Annotated in this window: 22 protein-coding genes; 9 read left to right on the top strand and 13 right to left on the bottom strand. The window is 45.3% G+C overall.

Annotated elements, in window-relative coordinates:
• Nucleotides 1–10 precede the first annotated feature (10 nt).
• Genes folK through BN1209_RS06805 form a run of 3 tightly spaced genes read right to left on the bottom strand, consistent with a single transcriptional unit; the run spans nucleotide 11 to nucleotide 2,461 of the window.
• Entirely contained in the window at nucleotides 11–490 is a 480-nt protein-coding gene (folK, locus tag BN1209_RS06815; RefSeq protein WP_045751506.1) for a 2-amino-4-hydroxy-6-hydroxymethyldihydropteridine diphosphokinase, read from the bottom strand.
• Nucleotides 487–1,887 (bottom strand): polynucleotide adenylyltransferase PcnB, encoded by a 1,401-nt coding sequence (gene pcnB / locus BN1209_RS06810; RefSeq protein ID WP_045751505.1) that lies wholly within the window; start codon nucleotides 1,885–1,887, stop codon nucleotides 487–489. The genes folK and pcnB overlap by 4 nt, the downstream gene beginning before the upstream one ends.
• A gap of 28 nt (nucleotides 1,888–1,915) precedes the next feature.
• Nucleotides 1,916–2,461, bottom strand: coding sequence for a cob(I)yrinic acid a,c-diamide adenosyltransferase (locus BN1209_RS06805; protein ID WP_082048464.1), 546 nt, complete (start codon nucleotides 2,459–2,461; stop codon nucleotides 1,916–1,918).
• Between the two features lie 96 nt (nucleotides 2,462–2,557).
• Here BN1209_RS06805 and murI point away from each other — a divergent pair, with 96 nt between their 5' ends.
• Nucleotides 2,558–3,367, top strand: a complete 810-nt coding sequence (murI, locus tag BN1209_RS06800) for a glutamate racemase (protein ID WP_045752043.1) — start codon at nucleotides 2,558–2,560, stop codon at nucleotides 3,365–3,367.
• Between the two features lie 101 nt (nucleotides 3,368–3,468).
• Here the strand turns inward: murI and BN1209_RS06795 are convergent, their stop codons facing one another.
• Nucleotides 3,469–3,660, bottom strand: coding sequence for a zinc-finger domain-containing protein (locus tag BN1209_RS06795; protein ID WP_045751504.1), 192 nt, complete (start codon nucleotides 3,658–3,660; stop codon nucleotides 3,469–3,471).
• 45 nt (nucleotides 3,661–3,705) lie between these two features.
• Nucleotides 3,706–4,620, bottom strand: a complete 915-nt coding sequence (locus tag BN1209_RS06790) for a branched-chain amino acid transaminase (protein WP_045752042.1) — start codon at nucleotides 4,618–4,620, stop codon at nucleotides 3,706–3,708.
• Nucleotides 4,621–4,960: 340 nt separating this feature from the next.
• Between BN1209_RS06790 and BN1209_RS06785 the strand changes: the two genes are divergently transcribed.
• The 8 genes from BN1209_RS06785 to BN1209_RS06755 all read left to right on the top strand — a co-directional run bounded on the left by BN1209_RS06785 (nucleotide 4,961) and on the right by BN1209_RS06755 (nucleotide 13,806).
• Nucleotides 4,961–5,539, top strand: coding sequence for an SCO family protein (locus BN1209_RS06785; RefSeq protein ID WP_045751503.1), 579 nt, complete (start codon nucleotides 4,961–4,963; stop codon nucleotides 5,537–5,539).
• An 85-nt stretch (nucleotides 5,540–5,624) separates the two neighbouring features.
• Nucleotides 5,625–7,040, top strand: a complete 1,416-nt coding sequence (gene ccoN / locus BN1209_RS06780; RefSeq protein ID WP_045751502.1) for a cytochrome-c oxidase, cbb3-type subunit I — start codon at nucleotides 5,625–5,627, stop codon at nucleotides 7,038–7,040.
• Between the two features lie 37 nt (nucleotides 7,041–7,077).
• Nucleotides 7,078–7,812 (top strand): cytochrome-c oxidase, cbb3-type subunit II, encoded by a 735-nt coding sequence (gene ccoO / locus BN1209_RS06775; RefSeq protein ID WP_045751501.1) that lies wholly within the window; start codon nucleotides 7,078–7,080, stop codon nucleotides 7,810–7,812.
• 57 nt (nucleotides 7,813–7,869) lie between these two features.
• Nucleotides 7,870–8,037, top strand: a complete 168-nt coding sequence (locus tag BN1209_RS09050) for a cbb3-type cytochrome c oxidase subunit 3 (RefSeq protein ID WP_082048423.1) — start codon at nucleotides 7,870–7,872, stop codon at nucleotides 8,035–8,037.
• Nucleotides 8,038–8,051: 14 nt separating this feature from the next.
• Nucleotides 8,052–8,993 (top strand): cbb3-type cytochrome c oxidase N-terminal domain-containing protein, encoded by a 942-nt coding sequence (locus tag BN1209_RS06770; protein ID WP_045751500.1) that lies wholly within the window; start codon nucleotides 8,052–8,054, stop codon nucleotides 8,991–8,993.
• Between the two features lie 136 nt (nucleotides 8,994–9,129).
• Entirely contained in the window at nucleotides 9,130–10,557 is a 1,428-nt protein-coding gene (gene ccoG, locus BN1209_RS06765) for a cytochrome c oxidase accessory protein CcoG (protein WP_045751499.1), read from the top strand.
• 26 nt (nucleotides 10,558–10,583) lie between these two features.
• The gene (locus tag BN1209_RS06760) at nucleotides 10,584–11,351 is read left to right on the top strand and encodes a FixH family protein (protein ID WP_082048463.1); all 768 of its coding nucleotides are present in this window, start codon (nucleotides 10,584–10,586) and stop codon (nucleotides 11,349–11,351) included.
• Nucleotides 11,352–11,361: 10 nt separating this feature from the next.
• Nucleotides 11,362–13,806 carry a heavy metal translocating P-type ATPase gene (locus tag BN1209_RS06755; RefSeq protein WP_045752041.1) on the top strand — a complete coding sequence of 815 codons (2,445 nt, stop codon included), beginning with the start codon at nucleotides 11,362–11,364 and terminating at the stop codon, nucleotides 13,804–13,806.
• A gap of 64 nt (nucleotides 13,807–13,870) precedes the next feature.
• Here BN1209_RS06755 and pqqA read toward each other — a convergent pair whose 3' ends face one another.
• The 8 genes from pqqA to BN1209_RS06720 form a co-directional block, all read right to left on the bottom strand.
• Nucleotides 13,871–13,942: a pyrroloquinoline quinone precursor peptide PqqA gene (gene pqqA / locus BN1209_RS09045; protein ID WP_081624291.1), complete on the bottom strand. Its 72-nt coding sequence runs from the start codon at nucleotides 13,940–13,942 to the stop codon at nucleotides 13,871–13,873.
• A 162-nt stretch (nucleotides 13,943–14,104) separates the two neighbouring features.
• The gene (locus BN1209_RS06750) at nucleotides 14,105–14,815 is read right to left on the bottom strand and encodes a M48 family metallopeptidase (RefSeq protein WP_045751497.1); all 711 of its coding nucleotides are present in this window, start codon (nucleotides 14,813–14,815) and stop codon (nucleotides 14,105–14,107) included.
• A 1-nt stretch (nucleotide 14,816) separates the two neighbouring features.
• The gene (locus BN1209_RS06745; protein WP_045751496.1) at nucleotides 14,817–15,527 is read right to left on the bottom strand and encodes a lysophospholipid acyltransferase family protein; all 711 of its coding nucleotides are present in this window, start codon (nucleotides 15,525–15,527) and stop codon (nucleotides 14,817–14,819) included.
• Between the two features lie 20 nt (nucleotides 15,528–15,547).
• Nucleotides 15,548–16,087, bottom strand: a complete 540-nt coding sequence (gene gmhB, locus BN1209_RS06740) for a D-glycero-beta-D-manno-heptose 1,7-bisphosphate 7-phosphatase (RefSeq protein WP_045751495.1) — start codon at nucleotides 16,085–16,087, stop codon at nucleotides 15,548–15,550.
• A 2-nt stretch (nucleotides 16,088–16,089) separates the two neighbouring features.
• Complete coding sequence (gene glyS / locus BN1209_RS06735; RefSeq protein WP_045751494.1) at nucleotides 16,090–18,195, bottom strand: glycine--tRNA ligase subunit beta; 2,106 nt, start codon at nucleotides 18,193–18,195, stop codon at nucleotides 16,090–16,092.
• Nucleotides 18,192–19,151 (bottom strand): glycine--tRNA ligase subunit alpha, encoded by a 960-nt coding sequence (glyQ, locus tag BN1209_RS06730; RefSeq protein ID WP_045751493.1) that lies wholly within the window; start codon nucleotides 19,149–19,151, stop codon nucleotides 18,192–18,194. The genes glyS and glyQ overlap by 4 nt, the downstream gene beginning before the upstream one ends.
• A gap of 73 nt (nucleotides 19,152–19,224) precedes the next feature.
• On the bottom strand, nucleotides 19,225–20,706 hold the full coding sequence (gene lnt / locus BN1209_RS06725) for an apolipoprotein N-acyltransferase (RefSeq protein WP_045751492.1): 1,482 nt from the start codon (nucleotides 20,704–20,706) through the stop codon (nucleotides 19,225–19,227).
• A 173-nt stretch (nucleotides 20,707–20,879) separates the two neighbouring features.
• Nucleotides 20,880–21,254: a hypothetical protein gene (locus tag BN1209_RS06720; RefSeq protein ID WP_045751491.1), complete on the bottom strand. Its 375-nt coding sequence runs from the start codon at nucleotides 21,252–21,254 to the stop codon at nucleotides 20,880–20,882.
• Nucleotides 21,255–21,303 lie beyond the last annotated feature (49 nt).

Below are 21,303 nucleotides of genomic sequence, written 5' to 3'. Positions count from 1 at the left end.
ATTTTTAAAATTAAGGTTTGCTTACGCCCTGATTATCGCATTTTGCGGCAACTACGTCAGCGTATCCATGGTTGCCAATGTTAATTTTTGGTGCGATTTCGGCAAGCGGCAACATGACAAAGCCCCGTAAATGCATTCTTGGATGCGGTATTGTCAGTTCTGGTGTGTTGATGACGAAGTTCTCATAAAGTAAAACGTCTAGGTCAAGCACTCTAGGTGCATTGGGAAAAGGCCTTTCTCGACCATGTTGGTTTTCAATATCCAAGATTGCGTGCAGCAGCGCTAAAGGCGTTAATTCAGTTTCTATTTCGGCAACGGCATTCATAAAATCGGGTTGATTGTCATAACCAATCGGGACAGTCTTGTAGAGTGAGGATGCTTTGATGAGCTTGATTTTTGGGGTGTTTGCAATGCTGTGCAAAGCTTGCTCAATTTGTGCTTGCGGATTATTTAGATTGCTCCCCAAAGCGATGAAAGCCTGGTGCTTCATTGTGAAGGAGGTTTTCTTCTGCGACGACGACGAGGCTTGGATTCAGTTTGGTTGCCTGCGGGAAGGTTTTTTAGCAGAGTTAAGCGCTCATCTGCATGAGATTCTGCAAACTTCGTCCACCATTCACCAAGCTCCATCGGAACTTCGCCTGACTCACAACGTAATAACAAAAAGTCATATGCGGCCCGATAGCGTGGATGCTCTAGTAGACCAAATGGACGTTTGCCCACACGCATTTCAAACCGAGGTTGTAGGCCCCAAATTTCCTTCATGGTGGTGCTGTAGCGTTTATGAATAGCGAGCTTCTCTGCTTGAATGTCGCTGACTTCTGTCATGGCCATATGAAGGGCAGGAATCGGACGATTCCCTTGCTTTTGATAGCGTTGCCATGCCACCAACACTTCGTGCCAAAGTAAAGTTGCGAAGAAAAATCCAGGTGAAACAGGCTTTTCAGCCAGCACGCGGGCGTCAGTATTTTTGAGTGCTAAATTGACGAACTTTGCGCCGATAGGTTGTTCAAGCACAACGTCTAGTAATGGAAGTAGCCCGTGATGTAAGCCATGTTTGCGCAATTGAATAACGCTTTCAATCGCGTGGCCAGACAAGAATAATTTGAGCATTTCATCAAACAGACGTGACGGAGGCACATCATTTAACAGTGTCGCTAATTTTGGAATGGGTGATTCTGTTGCCCCATCTATTTTTAAACCTAATTTTGCCGAAAGACGAATAGCTCTGAGCATTCGCACTGGGTCTTCACGATAGCGAGTAACGGGGTCGCCAATCATTTTTAATATTCCAGCTTGAATATCGGGGACACCGTTGTGGAAATCTAGGACATCTTCGGTCGCTGGATCGTAATACAGCGCATTGGCAGTGAAATCGCGACGAACGGCATCCTCTTCTTGGTTGCCAAAAACGTTATCACGCAGAATTCGACCGGAGTCGGCCACTTGGTTCTCATCACTTTCGCCCAAATGGCTGCCGCGGAAGGTCGAAACCTCGATGGTTTCGTCACCAAACATCACATGCACTAGTCGGAATCGGCGTCCAATAATGCGTGAGCGGCGGAACACACGATTCACTTGTTCTGGCGTAGCATCGGTCGCCACATCAAAATCTTTAGGACGCTTTTTGAGGAGCAGGTCTCTTACTGCACCGCCAACAATGTAAGCTTCGAAGCCGGCTTTTTGCAAACCTTCGGTTGTTTTTACGGCAGCATTGCTGAGCAAACGACGGTCAATTCCATGCGTTTTACTCGCAATACGTTTGGCGCTATGACCTGCATTTTTATTGGTGTCGGCGGGCTTATTAGCCCGGCCATTTTGCTTGGCAGTTTCATGCTTGGCGGATTTGTCTTTTTTTGAAAATACGCGCTGCAGTAGTTTTTTAATCATTCAGGCTCAAGGTTCAGTTGTTCTTAATTTAAGATTTATTATGCCACAAGACATCGGGCACGTTGGCAGCATGATTGATGCTGCGACACATGACAAATAACAAGTCTGACAAACGGTTGATGTATTGCAATGAAATGACGGTGACTGTTTCATCACGGTTGAGCTTAATCATGGAGCGCTCAGCACGTCGGCATACTGTTCGTGCTAAATGACAGTAGGCAGAAGCGCGGGAGCCACCAGGCAAAATAAATTCTTTAAGTGATGGAAGGGGCTCGTTTAGTTCATCGAGCACATTTTCTAGTGCAGTGACGCGTTCTGTTTTTAGCATGGTGTAGCCCGGAATGCAGATTTCCCCTCCCACATCAAACAGATCATGTTGAACATCATCAAGCGTGCTTCGTATCGCTTCAGGTAATGGTTCAGTCAGCAATATTCCGATCACTGCGTTTAGCTCATCAACGTCACCCATGGCGTCGATACGTAAACTGTCTTTATTGATTCGTGAGCCATCACCAAGGCCTGTGGTGCCTGTGTCCCCTGTTTTTGTATAAATCTTACTTAGTCTATTCGCCACCTTGATATCCTTGAAGCTTTTAATATAGTTGATATTGTAACTGATGCTGATGATAGAAAATGACATTCTGGTGCGAGTTCAGCTAAACTCATGGGCATGCAAAAAAACTTGAATTTTTCTGCCGCCCCTATCGGTGTTTTTGACTCAGGTGTGGGCGGTATTTCTGTGCTCAAACACCTTCGGGCATTGATGCCACATGAAGATCTTATTTATGTCGCTGATTCTAAGTTTGCCCCCTATGGCAATCAAACACCGGCGTTTATTCGAGCACGAAGTTTTTATTTGGCTGAATTTTTAATCAATCAAGGTGTTAAAGCTTTGGTCGTTGCATGCAACACGGCTACTGCCGCAGCAGTGGCTGACTTACGTGAACGCTACTCTGACTTATTGATTATTGGTATGGAGCCAGCATTGAAGCCTGCGGTAGCGGCAACAAAAACAGGCGTAGTTGGTGTGCTCGCGACTAGCGGCACCCTAAAAAGTGTTCAGTTTGCTGCTTTATTGGAACATTATGGACAGGGCGTTCAAGTCGTGACGCAAGCATGCATTGGCTTGGTAGAGTGTGTGGAAAAAGGCGAGCTTGCTGATGCATCAACAGTGGCGTTGTTGCGTCAGTATGTTCAGCCTTTGTTAGACGCCAATGCAGATACCATTGTGTTGGGATGTACGCATTACCCCTTTTTAAAGCCTTTAATCGAACAATTGGCTGGAGGAAGCGTTGTGTTGGTTGATACAGGCGATGCTGTAGCAAAGCACTTAAAGAGTAGGCTACAAGAGAGTCAGCTCCTGAGTGCTTCAGATGTTGCGGGGAACGTTAGCTTTTGGTCCAACATTAATGCGGTTGGTACTGAAAAAGTCATCAGCGCCTTGTGGGGGAATCCAGTGAGTGTAGCGCAATTAACTTAATTCTGGATTTAACTTAGGTCTAGATGTAATTTAGGCCTAGATGTAATTTAGGCCTGAATTTACATTAAGTCTGAATTGATAAGTCTGGTTTGATTTAGAACTTAGTGATGGCCCGTTTTTTCGCCCGCTTTTAGTTGGTATGTTGTCCCGCAATAAGGGCAGCTTGCTTTACCTGTTTCAGACAAATCCAAAAATACACGCGGATGAGAACACCACAGAGCGACCTCATCGGTAGGGCAGTGTAATGGTAAATCCTTTGCACTGACTTCAATGATTTTAGGGTTGTTGGCCATGTGGTGCTTCCTTAATCTTTCTGAATTGAATGAGACGGCAGTTTCTTAAGCTAACGTTAGCCAGTCAGCATGTTTCGCTGATTTGCCTTTAACAATATCGAAGTACATCGATTGGAGTTTTTCCGTGATCGGGCCGCGTTTACCCTCGCCGATTGCACGATTATCTAGCTCACGGATTGGCGTTACTTCAGCAGCTGTGCCAGTAAAAAATGCTTCATCTGCCGAATAAACTTCATCACGAGTGATGCGTTTTTCAATCACTTCTAAGCCTATTTCGCCAGCTAATTGGACGATGGTGTCGCGCGTAATGCCTTCAAGTGCGCTGGTTAAGTCTGGTGTGATTAATTTACCGTTACGAACAATAAATACGTTTTCGCCAGATCCCTCAGCCACAAAGCCGTCAACATCTAACAACAAAGCCTCATCGTAACCATCTTGCGCGGCTTCTTGGTGTGCCAAAATAGAGTTCATGTAGTTACCATTGGCTTTGGCTTTACACATAGTAATGTTGACATGGTGACGTGAAAAAGAAGATGTCTTGACGCGGATACCATTTTTAATGGCTTCGTCGCCCATGTAAGCACCCCAAGTCCAAGCGGCAACAATAACGTGCGTTGATAATGTTTTCGCTGAAATGCCCATTGCCTCAGGACCATAAAACGCCATTGGACGCATGTAGGCTGATTCAAGATTGTTTTCACGCACCGCCGCTTTTTGCGCTTCCATGAGCGTTGCTTTATCAAAAGGCATTTTCATGCCTAAGATGTGCGCTGAGCGGAAAAGTCGGTCTGTGTGTTCTTTCAAGCGGAAAATTGCAGGGCCTTTGTCTGTCTTGTATGCACGTACGCCTTCGAACACACCCATACCGTAATGCAATGTGTGGCTAAGGACGTGTGTCGTGGCGCTACGCCAATCCACCATTTTGCCGTCATACCAAATAAGACCGTCACGGTCAGCCATTGATGTGGCGATTGCCATGTTAATTCTCCAGCGCGCAAAAAACCTCAATTGTAAACGCTAGCCCGCGTGCTGAATAGACGCAATCAAACTAACTTTCAAAAATGAAGTTTATTTTTCGTTGAAAATAGGCTTAAAAAAAACAAAAATTGAATCTATAATGCTCAAACTTTCTGAAGCGCGAATATTAATATGTGCTGTTTGTTTCGTTGCGCACTGCCATCGTTCGGAGTGAGTTTCTTCATTTAAAAAGGCTTTGGCAAGCAATACGATTGTTTCAGGGCGTTAAATTCTTAACGGGTTGAATTTTGTTCATCGATCGTTGTCATGTATTGAGAAGAGAATGTACAAAATTTTATCAATACTGATTGTTTTGATTTTAAGCGGGTGCGCGCGTGATAAAGCGCAGAATGCCAATTATTTTGGGACAAACATTTCTGGCACCGGCATTACGAACGAATTAACGCTAAACGATCATTTTGGACATGAGCGCCAGTTAAGTGATTTTGTTGGTAAGAGTTTAGTGGTTGTTTTTGGATATACTCATTGCCCAGACATGTGTCCGACCACGATGGCGGATATGGCAAAAGCAATGAGGCTGCTCGGTGACCAAGCTGACCAAGTCCAGGTGGTTTTTATCACGCTGGATCCAGAGCGTGATACTAAAAAGATATTAGCGCAGTATGTGCCGAGTTTTGATGGGCATTTTATAGGCCTTTATGGGCATCCCAATCAAACTGTCGACATTGCTAAACACTTTAAAGTGTTTTATGAAAAACAATCATCAGCGACTAGTTATGGTTATACGATTGATCATGGCGCAGGAAGTTATGTCTATGACAAAACAGGAAAAATAAGAATTTATTTCAAGTATGGTCAAAAGCCGGTTGAAATTGCAAGTGACATAAAGCAAATTTTGTAACTCATTCAAGCTTGCTTTTAGGTAATCAAAAGTAGTTAAATATCGAAAGTTAAAGTTAATCATTTTAGTTTTAGGAGACGTGGTTATGACGACTGCGAGTGTTACAAATACTGAACAATACAATTATGACGTGATTCGAAAGTTCGCGATCATGACGTTGGTTTGGGGCGTGGTGGGAATGTTGGTTGGGGTATACATTGCCTCTGAACTTGCCTTTCCCGTATTGAACTTCGATATTCCTTACATTACCTTTGGTCGCTTACGTCCAGTTCATACTGGCGCTGTCATCTTTGGTTTTGGGGGTAGCGCGCTCTTCGCAACTTCTTATTACATTGTGCAACGTACTTGCCAAGCTCGTTTATTTAGCGATGGCCTTGCATCTTTCACCTTCTGGGGTTGGCAGGCTATTATTGTGTTAGCCGCGCTTGGTAATGTGATGGGTTACTCACAAGGCCGTGAATATGCCGAGATGGAGTGGCCTATTGACTTGCTGATTGAAGTCGTTTGGGTGGCGTATCTAGTTTTGTTTGTGGCGACTCTGATGAAGCGCAAACAACCACATATTTATGTTGCCAATTGGTTTTACCTCGCGTTTATCCTAGCAACGGCTCTGCTTCACACATTCAATAACTTGGCAGTACCCGTCAGTTTGTTCTCGATGAAGTCATATAGTCTCTTCGCCGGCGCGCAGGATGCGATGACACAGTGGTGGTATGGACATAACGCGGTAGGCTTCTTCTTAACAGCGGCATTCTTGGGCATGATGTATTACTTTGTGCCTAAACAAGCTGGCCGTCCAATTTACTCTTACAGACTCTCAGTGCTGCATTTTTGGGCATTGGTGTTCTTGTACATGTGGGCAGGTGCGCACCACTTGCATTGGACTGCGATTCCTGACTGGACATCAACGTTAGCTGCGACATTCTCTATCATGCTCTTGCTTCCATCGTGGGGCGGCATGGTAAACGGGATTCTTACATTGTCTGGGGCTTGGGACAAAATGCGCACTGATCCAGTGATTCGCTTCTTGATTGTGTCTCTCTCTTTTTATGGCATGTCTACATTCGAAGGTCCTGTGATGTCATTGAAAGACGTAAATGCACTTTCGCATTACACGGATTGGACGATTGGTCACGTTCACTCAGGCGCACTGGGCTGGGTAGCGATGGTCACTTTTGGTAGTTTCTATCATATGGTGCCTAAACTTTGGAATACTCAAATGTATAGCAACCGTCTCATCAACATCCACTTTTGGTTAGCGACGATTGGTATTTTGCTTTACATCACTGCGATGTGGATCTCAGGCATTATGGCTGGTTTAATGTGGCGTGCTTTTGATGATTTCGGCAATTTGCAATATGCATTTATTGAGGCTGTTGCAGCGGCGCATAACCTTTACATTATGCGTGCGGTTGGCGGATTATTCTTCCTAAGCGGTATGGTCTTGATGAGTTACAACATGTACAAAACGATCAAGAGTGGCACAACTGAACAGGCTTAAGCTTTAAGCCTAAACCATTATAAAAGCTGGAGTTACCATGAAGCATGACAATATCGAACGTAACGTGGGTATATTGATTATCCTAACAATGCTCGCAATTAGCGCGGGTGGTTTAGTTGAAATCGTCCCGCTGTTTTTTATCAAAGAAACTGTTGAAAAGGTTGACGGTGTTCACCCATACAGCCCACTTGAATTACGAGGCAGGGATATTTACATTCGCGAAGGTTGTTATTTGTGTCACTCACAAATGATTCGTCCATTCCGCGATGAAGCCCTACGTTATGGACATTACTCACTAGCAGCTGAATCAAAGTATGATCATCCATTCCAATGGGGCTCAAAGCGCACAGGTCCAGACTTGGCGCGTGTCGGTGGCAAATATTCTAACGATTGGCACACGCAACATTTAACAGCGCCTCGGTCACTAGTGCCGCAGTCTGTTATGCCAAACTACCCTTGGTTAGTAAAAACAGATTTGGATTATTCTGATATTCAAGGCCGAATGAAAGCGTTGAGAACCACAGGCGTTCCATACTCTATTAGTCAGGCTGAATACGACAAGAACGTGAAAGAGTTTGGCGCGGATGTAGCTAAAAACCTACATATTCCTGATGCAGAGAAAAATCTTCTCGCGCAAGCGCAAGCAGGTAACTACGATACCAATCCAGAGAAGCTAACTGAGACAGATGCATTGGTTGCTTACTTACAGTTACTTGGAACGATGGTTGATTTTAGAAAATATGACGATGACTACTTTGCTAAATTCCGCTAATCGCGTGGGTTATCAAAGTATTATTGATGATAAATATTTTAGCTAGGGGAAATTGATATGGAATGGCTAATGTGGTTTACCAAGTTTGAAAATACCAAGCCAGTATCTTTGGTTATTTTCTTCGGCTTATTCTGTGGGGTATTGATTTATCTTTATGGAAGCAAGCAGCGCGGTGCGCAATTAGAAAGTTTCAAACATATACCTTTGCAAGATGACGATATTTAAGTAGGGAAAAAATCATGAGTCAGGACAACAAAAAAGCAACAACTCAGACAACGGGTCACGTTTGGGACGATGATCTAGAAGAGTTAGATAACCCATTACCTAGGTGGTGGATCTGGGGTTTTTACGTTACATTTGCCTTTGCGATCGTATATTGGTTGTTTTATCCGGCATGGCCTGTAGCGAACACCTACACCAAAGGTATCGCCGGCTTAAATAATGTCACTTATGTTGCTACTAAAGCAGATGGCACACAAGAAACGAAAACCACACACTGGAATATGCGTTCTAAGTTAATGGTTGAAATGAACGAATTAAAAGCAGAGCAAAAGCAATACTTTGATAAGGTTGCTTCTAAGTCTTTTGAAGAAGTCGCAAAAGATCCGGAATTAATGCAGTTTGTTAACTCAGCGGGTAAAACGTTATTTGCCACTAACTGCGCGCCATGTCATCAAGCAGGCGGTCAGGGAAAGGTGAAATTTTCACCCAACTTGACAGATGACCACTGGCAGTACGGTGGTGCTTATGAAAATATTGAGACTACTATTATTGCCGGCCGTAATGGTGTGATGCCTTCATTTAAAGCGATTTTGAATGATGAGGAGTTGTCACAAGTGAGTAGCTATGTCTTGAGTTTGTCAGGTGAACCACATAATGCTGACGCAGCCAAATTAGGTGATGCAATTTTTCACGGTGATAAAGCCGGTTGTTATGCTTGTCACGGTGCAGATGCTAAAGGTAATCCAGCCATTGGATCTGCAAACCTTACAGATAAAATCTGGCTATGGCCTGATGTGTTAGGTGCTAAAACGCCTGAAGCAAAGCTCACTGAGGTTAAAACGCTTATTTATGATGGAATGAACAAAGGGGTTATGCCAGTTTGGGGCGCTCGTTTAAAGCCAGAACAAATCAAATTGTTAACTGTTTATGTGCATGATAGTTTAGGTGGTGGTAAGTAATTCATCGCTTGCAATACAAGCACTTGTTTTAGCGTCATTGTTTGTCGAAAACAGCTTAAACAAGCCAACACATCGTTGTAGTTAACAAATAAAGGCTTGCAAGTAATTGCGGGCCTTTATTGTTTGAAAGAAGATAATGTCAGAACAAGCAGATAAATCACTTTATCAAAAACACATACCCATTGTGACGCGGTCCGTTAAGGGCAAGTTTCGTCACTTCAAAACAGCCGTCATGGTGCTTGCTTACTCTGTATATTTCTTGCTGCCATGGATGCCTTGGGATCGTGTCAGCGCCGCAAGCCAAGCTATTTTGTTTGATCTCACATCACGCCGCTTTTTTATCTTTGATTTGATCGTTTACCCGCAAGATATTTTTTGGTTGGCGATGCTGTTATTTATTGCCGCTGCACTCCTATTTTTTGTAACGGGTCTTGTTGGTCGCGCTTGGTGTGGTTATTTTTGTTTCCAAACCATTTGGTCGGACCTCTTCATTCAAATTGAGCATTTAATTCAAGGCGAACGTCCAGCAAGATTGCGCTTAAAAAAACAAGCTTGGAACGTCGAAAAAATATTCAAAATAGGTTTATCTCATGCGTTGATGATATTGGTTTCATTTTGGACGGCCGTGACTTTCGTTTGTTACTTCAGTTACGCCCCCATGTTTGTCCAAGCATTTTTTAACGGTACGGCTTCTTCAGGCGGCTATTTTGCCGTGTTGATACTCACAATTTCAACCTACATTGCAGCGGGAATCGCCCGCGAGCAAATCTGTTTGTTTGCTTGTCCATATGCCCGTTTTCAGGGGGTGATGTATGAAGCTGACACTTTAGCTGTTACCTATGACGCTAAGCGTGGCGAAGGATTAAAAGGACGCACTATCCCAATTCAAGGGTTAAAAACACATGACGAGCGGACTCAAGCTGGTCACGGCGATTGTATTGATTGTGGATTCTGTGTGCAGGTTTGCCCGACAGGGATTGATATCCGAAATGGTCTTCAGTATCAGTGTATTTCGTGTGGTCTTTGTATTGATGCCTGCGATAACATTATGGATTCTGTTGGTTATCCTCGCGGCTTGATTCGTTATGACTCTGAAACTAATCTCGCGAGTGATTTACCGCATCCACCCAAAGTGATGTGGAAGCGGTTCAAAGTGCTTGGTTATGCAGGTGCCATACTGTTAATGACGGCATTGTTGTTTTATAACATTGGTACTCGAACCACGACCGAGGTAAACGTTCAGCAAGTTCGTCAGCCTCTTTACGTGATGCTGTCTGATGGTAGTTTTAGAAATCGATATGTGATCCATATCGTTAATAAAACAGAAGCTGATGAAATTTATGCAGTTGATGTAGAAGGGATTTCGCCAAGATCACTCGATATGCACTTTTTCAAACAGGTCTCTATCAAAGCGGGTAAAGGCTTAAATATGAATGCGACAGTGAATTTATCTGCCGAAGATGCATCCAAGATCGACGAGTTTAACTTTTTGATCACGCGCGCATCAACAAGTGAAGTGATTAGGGTTAAAACTAATTTCAACAGTCCGAGAGAGCACGACTAATGCCAATATTTGCAAATGAATTAAGCATGACAGAAACCCTGTTTGGTGGCTTACTTGTTGCCGTCATTTTATTCTTTTTGGTTCGCAAGGCAGGCCTTTCAAATTTTTGGGCGGGGGTGCTAAGTGGGGTTTTACCATTTATTACTTACATCGCATACAGCAGTAAGCACTGGCCTGGTGGCGATGTTCTGACCATTCATTTCGCTGTTTATCTTGCCAATGCAGGCTTACTGATTGTTTTTGGGGGCATGCAAAAGAAAAAAGAAAATATGCATTGGGCACCAAGAGTCATTATTGGCTTTTTTATGGGGTTGTTGCTGCTGAATGCAATACTCCTATCAGTCGCGACGCGAGGCCTGCCTGATCTGATTACACGCTCTTTTTTACCTAACCCCGCCAATCGTCAGGTGCATACAGGCTTTCCTGGTGTCATTCCGCATGATAGAAATAAACTTTATGAATCTCATGTGCAAAAGATTGAGCAACAAAAAAATCTCGGTTGGAATGTTGATATTCAAGGCTTAGATGTGTTGAAAAATAATCTTGCATCCAATATCACGATTAAGTTATCTGACAAACAACGACAGCCGATTGTTGCTGCGACGATCACGATCGAGTTTTGGCGTATGGCCAACAGTGCAGATGATCAAACGATCCGGTTTTCTGAGACGAAGCCTGGTGAATATCACGCGATGTTGCGTTTGTCGGATCAAGGTTTGTGGCTGAGTGATCTAGAGATTGTGAAAGGCGAAGCGCACTACGCACTTAAGCAGCCGATAACCGTTGGGCAATAGCATTAAAGTGATGCAAATCGGGCGGCAAGAGCAAACGCAACATCATTTATCTCAAGCTAAAGTAGTCTGCTTCCACTGTGGTTTAACACTTCAACAGGGATTTAATTTTTCAGCGACTGTTTTTGGGGTGTCCCAAAAGATGTGCTGTCGAGGCTGTCAGTCTGTCGCCGAGTCTATTGTTGAGAATGGTCTAGAAGACTATTACAAGCATCGTACTGAACTTCCTAAAACCGCTGAAGACCTCGTTCCCGATGTGCTGCTTCAGCTCGCGCTTTACGACCATCCTGAAGTACAAAAAAGCTTTGTGCTCGATGGCGAAGGGGACTACAAAGAGGCCTCGCTTATTCTTGAAGGCATTACCTGTGCTGCTTGTGTTTGGCTCAACGAGCGGCATTTAAATCAGTTGTCTGGTGTTATAAGCGTTAATGTGAACTACGGTTCACAGCGCGCCCGCGTTCGCTGGAACGACCATCAAATCAAGCTTAGTCAGATTTTGGCTGAAATCAATAAAATTGGCTATCACGCCCATCCTTTTAGTGCGCAGCAACAAGATGCCTTACGTCAGCAACAACGTAAATCGGATTTTAGAAGGCTTGCCGTAGCTGGCTTAAGTGCCGGTCAGGTCATGATGATAGCCGTGGCCTTATATGCAGGCCCTGCCCAAGGATTGGAATTTGCAACCGCACAATTATTACGCTGGTTTAGTTTTGTCCTAACTATCCCAGCGATTACTTATGCCGCGTGGCCGTTTTACGTTTCTGCATGGTGCAGTATTCGCAATCGCCAAGTTGGCATGGATGTGCCCATCAGCTTAGGCCTAATGACTGGCTTTGTGGGGAGCGTCTGGGCAACCGTGCACGGGCAAGGCGTGGTGTATTTTGACACGCTCACCATGCTCGTGTTCTTCTTGTTGGGCACACGCTATCTCGAACGTAATGCCCGTGAAAAGTCTATTGAAGCCTCAGAGAATCTTTTACGACTCGCGCCCGTCATGGCGACGAAAGTAGAGGGGCAGACGCAAACTTTAACCCCAGTGATGGAGTTGAAATTAGGTGACCTTATTCTAGCGAGACCAGGCGAAACCATTGCCGCGGATGGCAAAGTGGTGACAGGCGAGAGTAGTGTGGATGAGTCCCTGCTCACCGGAGAAAGCCGCCCACTGCCCAAATCTTTAGGCGCCCAAGTATTTGCAGGCAGTATCAATTACGAGAGTCCGCTTACCATTCAAGTCACCGCAATTGCTGAAAACACCATGCTCGCGGGCATTTCCCGTTTACTAGATAGAGCGCAAGCAGAAAAGCCAAAGCTCGCCGAAACGGCTGACCGTGTTGCTGCATATTTCACAAGCGCTTTGCTTGTCACCGTTGCCTTGGTTGCCTTGGTCTGGTGGCAAATTCAGCCTGACCGTATCTTAGAGATTGTGCTGACGGTTTTAGTGGTGAGCTGCCCTTGTGCCTTATCCCTCGCCGCCCCAGCAGCGTTTGCTGCGGCTGGCTCGCATTTGATTGAACGTGGCGTTTTATTAACGCGTGGCCATGCTTTAGAAACTTTGGCTAAGGTCACACATTTTGTGTTTGATAAAACAGGCACACTCACACTAGGTCAGCTAAGTTTAGTGAATACCATCACGCATGCTGATCTTGATGCAGAAGCCTGTTTGCAACTCGCCGCGAGTTTAGAGAAACACTCAGAGCATGCGCTTGCAAAAGCCTTCCTAAACGCACAGGGTCATCACCCAGTGCAATTAGCGACGGAAGTGAAGAATATCCCAGGCCAAGGGGTTGAGGGGCTGGTAGCGGGGCTTAAATTGCGTTTGGGCAATGCGAAGTTGCATCAGACTTTTTCGGCTGATTTAGCGCAAGAGTATTTATCAGGAGCAACTGTGGTTTGGCTCAGTGATGAAACACGTTTGCTCGCGACTTTTGTATTGGCAGACCAAACGCGGCCAGAGGCTCAAGCGCTCATCCAAAAATTGAAACAGCAAGGCCTGCAAGTGTCGATTTTGAGTGGCGATTCGGCTGAAGCAGTCTCGCACTTTGCCAAATTGGTTGGTGTAGATGACTGGAATGCGGCCTGCTCGCCAGCAGATAAATTAGCCCATCTCCATGCTTTGCAAGCGCAAGGCGCAGTAGTGGCAATGGTGGGGGATGGCATTAACGATGCGCCAGTGCTGGCGGCTGCGCAAGTTTCCATGGCCATGGGCAGTGGCACACAAATGGCACGCGCAACGGGTGATGTGGTCTTGCTTACCGAACACCTATTAGAAATTGAACATGCGCTGGTGACCAGCCGATTTGGCATCAGCGTGATTAGGCAAAATTTTATTTGGGCAATTGCTTATAACCTGGTTACTTTGCCATTTGCGGCAACTGGTTTGCTAAGCCCATGGATGGCGGCGATAGGCATGTCAGTTAGCTCGCTGATTGTGGTCTTGAATGCGCTTCGATTGAAGTGACCCTCACATAAAGAAAAAGACAGCCTAGGCTGTCTTTTTTTTAAACAACAATTCTTAAAAAGAATTATTTGTTCATTACGTACATTGTTACTTCAAAGCCGAAACGCATTTCTGTAGCTGCTGGTTTTGTCCACATAATAATTCTCCAAATGTTTGTTTAAGTTGCTTTGCAGTCATTGCATCGCTTTGAATGAATAATACGCTTCACATCAAAAGTCACGCTATCAGTGTTCATGAATAAGCACTCATGATTTTCATTAACTTGCTAAGTCGGCGGGTTCATAGTGATAGCCTATACTCAGATACGGTGCATTTTAGCCGACCAAGCTTTGAGTTCTTTTTCTGCAGTTTTGTAATCTGGATAAATTCGCTCCACCGTTGCCCAAAATTTAGCAGAGTGGTTCATTTCTTTAAGGTGAGCCAATTCATGCGCCACCACGTAATTTATGATGTGTGGCGGGGCTTGCAACAAGCGCCAATTGAGCCTTACTTCTCCGCGACTATTACAGCTCCCCCAACGTGAACGTGCGCTGCTTAAAAAGAGTGGTGGTGTGTCCACACCAAGCTTGGCTGCGAGTAATGCAATGCGCCTTGTGAAGTCAGTCAGCGCTTGTTTTTTGTACCATTGCAGCACTTTTCTAGCGATGCTGGTTTGGTTGTTGGGGGTGGGCAGTGCAACAGAAATACGGCCTGGCTCATATTCTAAAGCGCGACTAACCGAATCCATACGAACAGAAAGTTCGATGGCATTGCCGAGTAAAAGTAGTGATGCGCCATCTTCCCAAATGAATTTCTCAAGTTGGTTTTCTTGCTGAGATTGTAGTTTTTTGACTATCCAATCGGCTTTGCTGAGCAACATGCGCTCTAGCTCTTTTTGTGAAAGTCGCGTTGGGGCATGAACAATTAAGCCATTGTGGTTGATTTTTAGGCCAACGGTTTTACGAGTGCGACGCTCTAGGGTGTATGGAATTGCTTCGCCATTGGGAATAGGCAAATGGAACTGTGTCATTTTAGCGATTTCTTAAAAGCGGCATTTCACTTTCAATCCATGCTTCCACCATTTGATTGACTGCATCTGGCTTTAAGCCCGAAGTTTCAATTGGCTTACCGATGCTAACGGTAATCACGCCAGGTGTTTTTAAGAATGAATTTTTGCGCCAAAATTCACCGGCATTGTGCGCAACAGGAACAACAGTGGCTTGAGTATGCGTAGCTAACCAAGCGCCGCCAATATGGTATTTGCCTTTTTTGCCTGGTGCGATGCGTGTGCCTTCAGGGAAAATCACAACCCACAAACCTTTTGCTAGTCTATCCATGCCTTGGTCAACCATTTGTTTAAGTGCTTCGCGACCCGCGGCTCGGTCAATGGCAATGGCGCGTAGTGCTGCGAACGCCCAACCTAAAAATGGAATCCACAAAAGACTGCGCTTCATCACCCAAATCTGCGGGGGGAAAATGGTTTGGAACGCGATAGTTTCCCAAGCAGATTGGTGCTTGGCTAAAACGATGCAAGCGTGATTGGGGATATTTTCTTTACCGATGACGCGGAAGCTTAAGCCGCAAGTGACTTTAAGCCAAAACATGGCAAGGTAAGCCCAGCTGCTGACGATGCGTGAATGCAGGACTGCTGGTAAAGGGAAAAGCAAAATCGCCAAGACTGAAAATATAGGGGTGATCACAAGCATCCCTAGATTAAACAATATTGATCGTATTGATTGCATCTTATTAAGCCTTATTTCCCTTAGTTTTTTGCAATGATGTGTTGAACGGCTTCTGCTAAATCAGCGAAAACCAAAGTGCCATCAGGCAAGCCGCCAGTTGCCAAAGTTTGCTCACCTTTGCCTGTGCGAACCAACATGGGTTGCATGCCCAGCACCGCGCCCGCTTGGAGGTCACGTAAAGCATCACCCACCATCGGCACGCCTTTCATGTCTTGGCTAAAACGTCTGCCTATCTCTTCCATCATGCCTGGTTTTGGTTTGCGGCAAGCGCAGTTGTCATCTGCTGAATGTGGGCAGTAAAACATCGCATCGACTCTGCCGCCAAGTTGGCCAAGCGCCTTGTGCATTTTGTCGTGGATTGCGTTAAGCGTCACCATGTCAAATAGCCCACGGCTAATGCCAGATTGGTTAGTCGCAATCGCCACGCGGTAGCCACTTTGGTTGAGGAGTGCAATCGCCTCTAAACTGCCTGGAATAGGAATCCACTCGTTGGTGCTTTTTATAAAGTGAACAGAGTCAAAATTAATGACACCGTCTCTGTCTAGCACCACGAGTTTCATCTTTATGCCGCCAGCTTAGATAAGTCAGCCACGCGGTTCATGGCTTGGTGGAGCGTTGCTAGTAAGCCTTGTCGGTTGGCTTTAAGCGCAGGGTCATCAGCGTTCACCATCACATTATCAAAGAAGTCATCCACAGGCGCTTTGAGTGCCGCTAATGCTTTAAGTGAATTGGTGTAGTCGCCACTCTCAAACAAGGCATCTGCTTCTGGCTTGATTTTAGCAAGGGTGCTTGCTAAGGCTTTTTCAGCAGGTTCTTGAAGCAGGGCATCGTTGATTTTTGCTTCTACATTGCCTTCAATTTTCTTCAAGATGTTACCAACACGTTTGTTAGCCGCGGCAAGCGCTGGTGCTTCGTCCAAGCTTGAGAATGCGCGCACGGCTTCTAAGCGTTTTGGAATCTCGCTCAGCAAGCTTGGGTTGAGCGCTAATACCGCATCTACCTCTTGAGCGCTCGCGCCTTGTTCACGTAAATTAACACTCAGGCGGTCAAAGCAGAACTCGGTAATTGCGGCTAAAACACCCGCTTTATCTTCCACTTTGAATTGTTGAAGCGCCAGGTCGATAATCGTCTCAAATGAAATATTGAGTTTGCACTCAATCAGCATGCGGATAATGCCCAATGCCTGACGACGCAGTGCAAATGGATCTTTGTCGCCCGTTGGCTTTTCGCCGATGCTAAATAAGCCGACTAATGTTTCTAATTTGTCGGCAATGGCGACTGCAATACCGACGATGCTACGAGGTAATTCATCCCCTGCAAAACGTGGCTTGTAGTGATCTTCAATCGCAAAAGCAATGTCGTTATCTAGCTTTTCATGTTGCGCATAGTAGCGCCCCATGATGCCTTGTAACTCTGGAAACTCACCCACCATGTCGGTCAGCAAATCCACTTTTGAAAGCTGCGCGGCTTGCTCTGCTTTAGTCGCTAAGTTGGCATCACCAATCTTAGATGCAATCGCTTTGGCTAAATCACTGACGCGTTTTGATCGTTCGGCTTGCGTGCCTAGCTTATTGTGATAAACCACTTTTTCTAAGCCGCTCAGTCTTGAAGCTAAGGTTTTTTTGCGGTCTTGGTCAAAGAAAAATTTAGCATCAGCCAAACGTGGTCTAACCACACGTTCGTTACCATCCACTACTTTGAATGGGTCTGCCGGACTGATGTTAGAGACGATTAAGAATTTGTTGGTGAGCTTGTCGTTAGCATCGAGTAGTGGAAAGTATTTTTGATTCGCCTTCATGGTCAAAATCAAACACTCTTGCGGTACTTCCAAGAACTCAGTCTCAAATTGGCCAAGCAACACATTTGGACGCTCAACTAATGCCGTCACTTCATCGAGCAAGGCATCATCTTCGATAGGCTTGAGGTTTTGCTTTTGCGCTGCCGCCGTTAATTGGCGGACGATTTCAGCACGGCGTGCATCAAAGCTAGGGATAACTGCGCCTTCATTTTGCATTTGTGCTTCGTAGCTATCTGCATCTTTAATTACCACAGGCGAAACGCTCGCTTCAAAACGATGGCCTTGCGTGTGGTTGCTAGACTGTAAACCAAGTACGCTCAAAGGCACGACTGTATTGCCATGCAAAGCGACTAGGCCGTGGGCGGGACGAACGAAGTTAACGCTTTCCCAACCATCGCCCAATTGATAAGTCATGACTTTAGGAATTGGCAGTTTGCTTAAAGCTTCTTCAACGGCTTTTTGTAGGCCTTCAGAAAGTGAAGCCCCTTTGACGAGCGCATCGTAAAACAAGATGTCCGCTTTACCATCATTTTCACGTTTGAGTTTTGAAAAGGCAGATTCGTCAGCACCTAATGCGTTCAACTTTTTCACTAGTGCAGGCGTTGCATTGCCATTAGCATCCAAGCCAACTGTCACAGGCATTAGCTTTTGTGAAACGGCTTTGTCTTCAGCTTGCGATGACACTGCCGTAATGTGAACCGCTAAACGGCGTGGTGAAGCATAGGCTGTTGCAGTGCTACTCTCTCCTGTTAAGGCCTGGGCTTTAAGCACTTCTAATATTGTGCCAGCAAAAGAGTCACCTAGCTTCTTAAGCACTTTAGGCGGCAGTTCTTCGACAAATAATTCGACTAATAAATTGTTGCTACTCATGCTGCTGCCTTTTTATTTTGTGCTTGCTTCTCAAGTTCAATTTTTTCTAACACCTCATCGGCCCATACTTTTGGCGCCATTGGGAAGCCAAGGCGGGCGCGGCTATCTAAATAGCCAGCAGCAACTGCACGTGCCAAGTTACGAATGCGGCCAATGTAAGCAGCACGCTCAGTTACTGAAATTGCGCCACGCGCATCGAGCAAGTTGAAGGTATGGGCGGCTTTTAGCACTTGCTCGTAAGCAGGCAAGGCTAGTTTATTTTCTGTGAGGTGCTGGGCTTGTTTTTCGTGCGCATTAAATGCGGTAAGCAAGAAATCTACATCACTGTGCTCGAAGTTGTAGGTCGATTGCTCGACTTCGTTTTGATGGAATACATCACCGTATTTCACATCGGCTGAGCCATTCACTCCCTTTGAGTAAATAAGGTCGTAAACATTATCCACGCCTTGAAGGTACATGGCCAAGCGCTCTAAACCGTAAGTGATTTCGCCAGTAATTGGTTTGCAGTTAATGCCACCCACTTGTTGGAAATAGGTGAATTGTGTGACCTCCATGCCGTTCAGCCAAACTTCCCAACCCAAACCCCATGCGCCTAGCGTTGGGTTTTCCCAGTCATCTTCTACAAATCGGATGTCGTTTTGTTTGAGGTCAAAACCGAGTGACTCAAGTGAGCCAAGGTAAAGCTCAAGAATATTCGCTGGTGCTGGTTTTAGCACGACTTGGAATTGGTAGTAGTGCTGTAAGCGGTTTGGATTTTGACCGTATCGACCATCTTTAGGGCGGCGGCTAGGTTGCACATAAGCGGCTTTCCATGGCTCTGGACCAAGTGCGCGTAAGAATGTGGCAGTGTGAGAGGTCCCCGCACCAACTTCCATGTCGTAGGGTTGCATCAGCGTGCAACCTTGCTTATCCCAGTAGTTTTGCAGGTTTAAAATAATCTGTTGAAACGTCAGCATGATTGGTTTTCTTGTTTTATTAATGCCGCAATTTAATAGAATACGTTCGCGGCGTAAGTGGTAACACGCGATTTTACTTCTTTTTGCGCCCCCATAAAAGAATTAACGCGATGAATAATAAACTGATAATCGCCCAATTGCCCCAGCGGATGTACGGCGTGCTGCCTGTGTAACCTTGAACAGTCCCGTTTAAGATGACGGTAGTGAATTGCGGCACGGTGGCAAGCACATTGCCTTTGTTGCTGATAATGGCTGTCGCGCCAGTGTTGGTGGCGCGAAGCACCATGCGGCCTGTTTCTAAAGCGCGCATTTGTGAAAACTGTAAATGTTGTTCGGCGGCACTTGAGCGACCATACCAAGCGTCGTTGCTGGCATTGACCAGTAAAGTTGCTCCCGGCAATTGGCGAATAATTTCTTCGCCAAACACGTCTTCATAGCAGATATTCACTGCAATTTTTTGCCCTGCCATTTGCATCGGCCTTTGTTCGTGACTTCCTCGGCTTAAATCGCTGAGCGGCATGTTGAGCCAGTCTCTGTAAATCCAGCCAAAAACTGACTTAAACGGAATGAATTCGCCAAACGGCACCAAGTGCGATTTGTGATAAGTCTGAACGGCATCAAGGGTTGAGATGCCCAGCATGGTGTTGAAATAAGCATCTTTATTTTGTGACACTGCACCAACCAAAATGGCTTTGTGGTCTTGCATGGCGATGGTTTTGAATGGCGCCAACACTTGGTCTTGCGCCATGTCTTTTTGTGCCAAATTGATGGCCAGCGGCAAGGCAGTTTCTGGCAGGATGACCAACTCAGCGTGTGCTTGCTTGGCCATGCTCAAATACTGATTCACGGTTTGGATGGCAATAGCCTCATCCCATTTTATTTCTTGCGCAATATTCCCTTGGATTAAAGCAACTTTAGTCGGCTTGCCAATCGGGATTGTCCAATTAACGAGGCTGGCGGCCCCGCCAATCATCCAAATGGTCAAAATCCCTGCAAATGCCACGCGACGGTGTCTGTTTTGTGCAATCAAAACTAAAAGGCTTGCACTCACTGTGACCGCGAAGCCCACACTAAACACGCCGAGTATTGGTGCATAGCCAGCCAGTGGGCTAAATGGTACTTGTGAGTAGCCAACCGCTAACCAAGGGAATCCAGTAAAAATCCAGCTTCGCACCCATTCGCTCAGCACCCAGAGTATGGCTGCGCTGGCAAGTGGATGAACGCTAAGTTTTGCTGAGTAGCCAACGAGTGCAGGGAATAGCGCCAAAAATGCGCACAAGAGAAAGGTTGCCAACCCTGCCATCCAAAATGGCATGCCGCCGATGTCGTGCAGGCTAATATATATCCAATATATGCCAGCAATGAAAAAGCCCAACCCAAAAGCAAACCCTATTTTTGCGGCTTGCTTAGGAGAGGTGGTGAGTTCCCACAAATAAAATAAGCCTGCAAGGCTGATGACGGGTAGGATGAAAACATAAAACGGCGCAAAACCAAATACGCATAAAGCACCCAATAGTAGGCTAGTGATCTGTGGGGGCAGGTTAATTCTTTGCATGATTTCAGTACTTGTTGAGTTGAGTACTATTCTACGTGCAAATTTCTGGGAGCAGATTTAAAAATTGATGCTAAGCCCGTAAGGCGCTTTTCTATAAAATATATTCGCTAAAGCAGATTATTTTCACCAAAAAAAAGCGACTTAAAAAGCCGCTTGTTAGATTGTGTGAGACTCTATTTTTTGCCTGGTGTCACTTTAACCGCATCCGCTGGAACTTCTTTACCATCATTATTCATAAATACTACCATCACTACTTTATCGTCTATAAAGTCTAACTCAGTGGTTTGATAATACTCACCTTTGTCATTCGTATTTAAATAGTGATACTGCCAAATAGACGCAAAGGCTTTACCAGCTGACGATTGTACATCTTCGGCCATACTTGGCTCACCAAGCTGTTCAATAATTTTAGCTTTATCAAACCCATTAATTTTTTCAACAAATTCTTTATCAGCGGTTGGAATTTCAGCACTTTTTTTGGCTATTGCTGTTTCAGCAAACGCTACACCAGAAAGGCTGATTAACAGTGCGAATGTAACTAACTTCATGGTGAGCTCCAAATCATAGGTATTGTTGTGAGCGGAAGATCGGAAATAA

The sequence above is a fragment of the Candidatus Methylopumilus turicensis genome (genome assembly GCF_000953015.1).
Lineage (GTDB): Bacteria > Pseudomonadota > Gammaproteobacteria > Burkholderiales > Methylophilaceae > Methylopumilus_A > Methylopumilus_A turicensis.
Note: the sequence above shows the minus strand (reverse complement) of the source record. Positions and strands in the feature narration are given on the sequence as shown.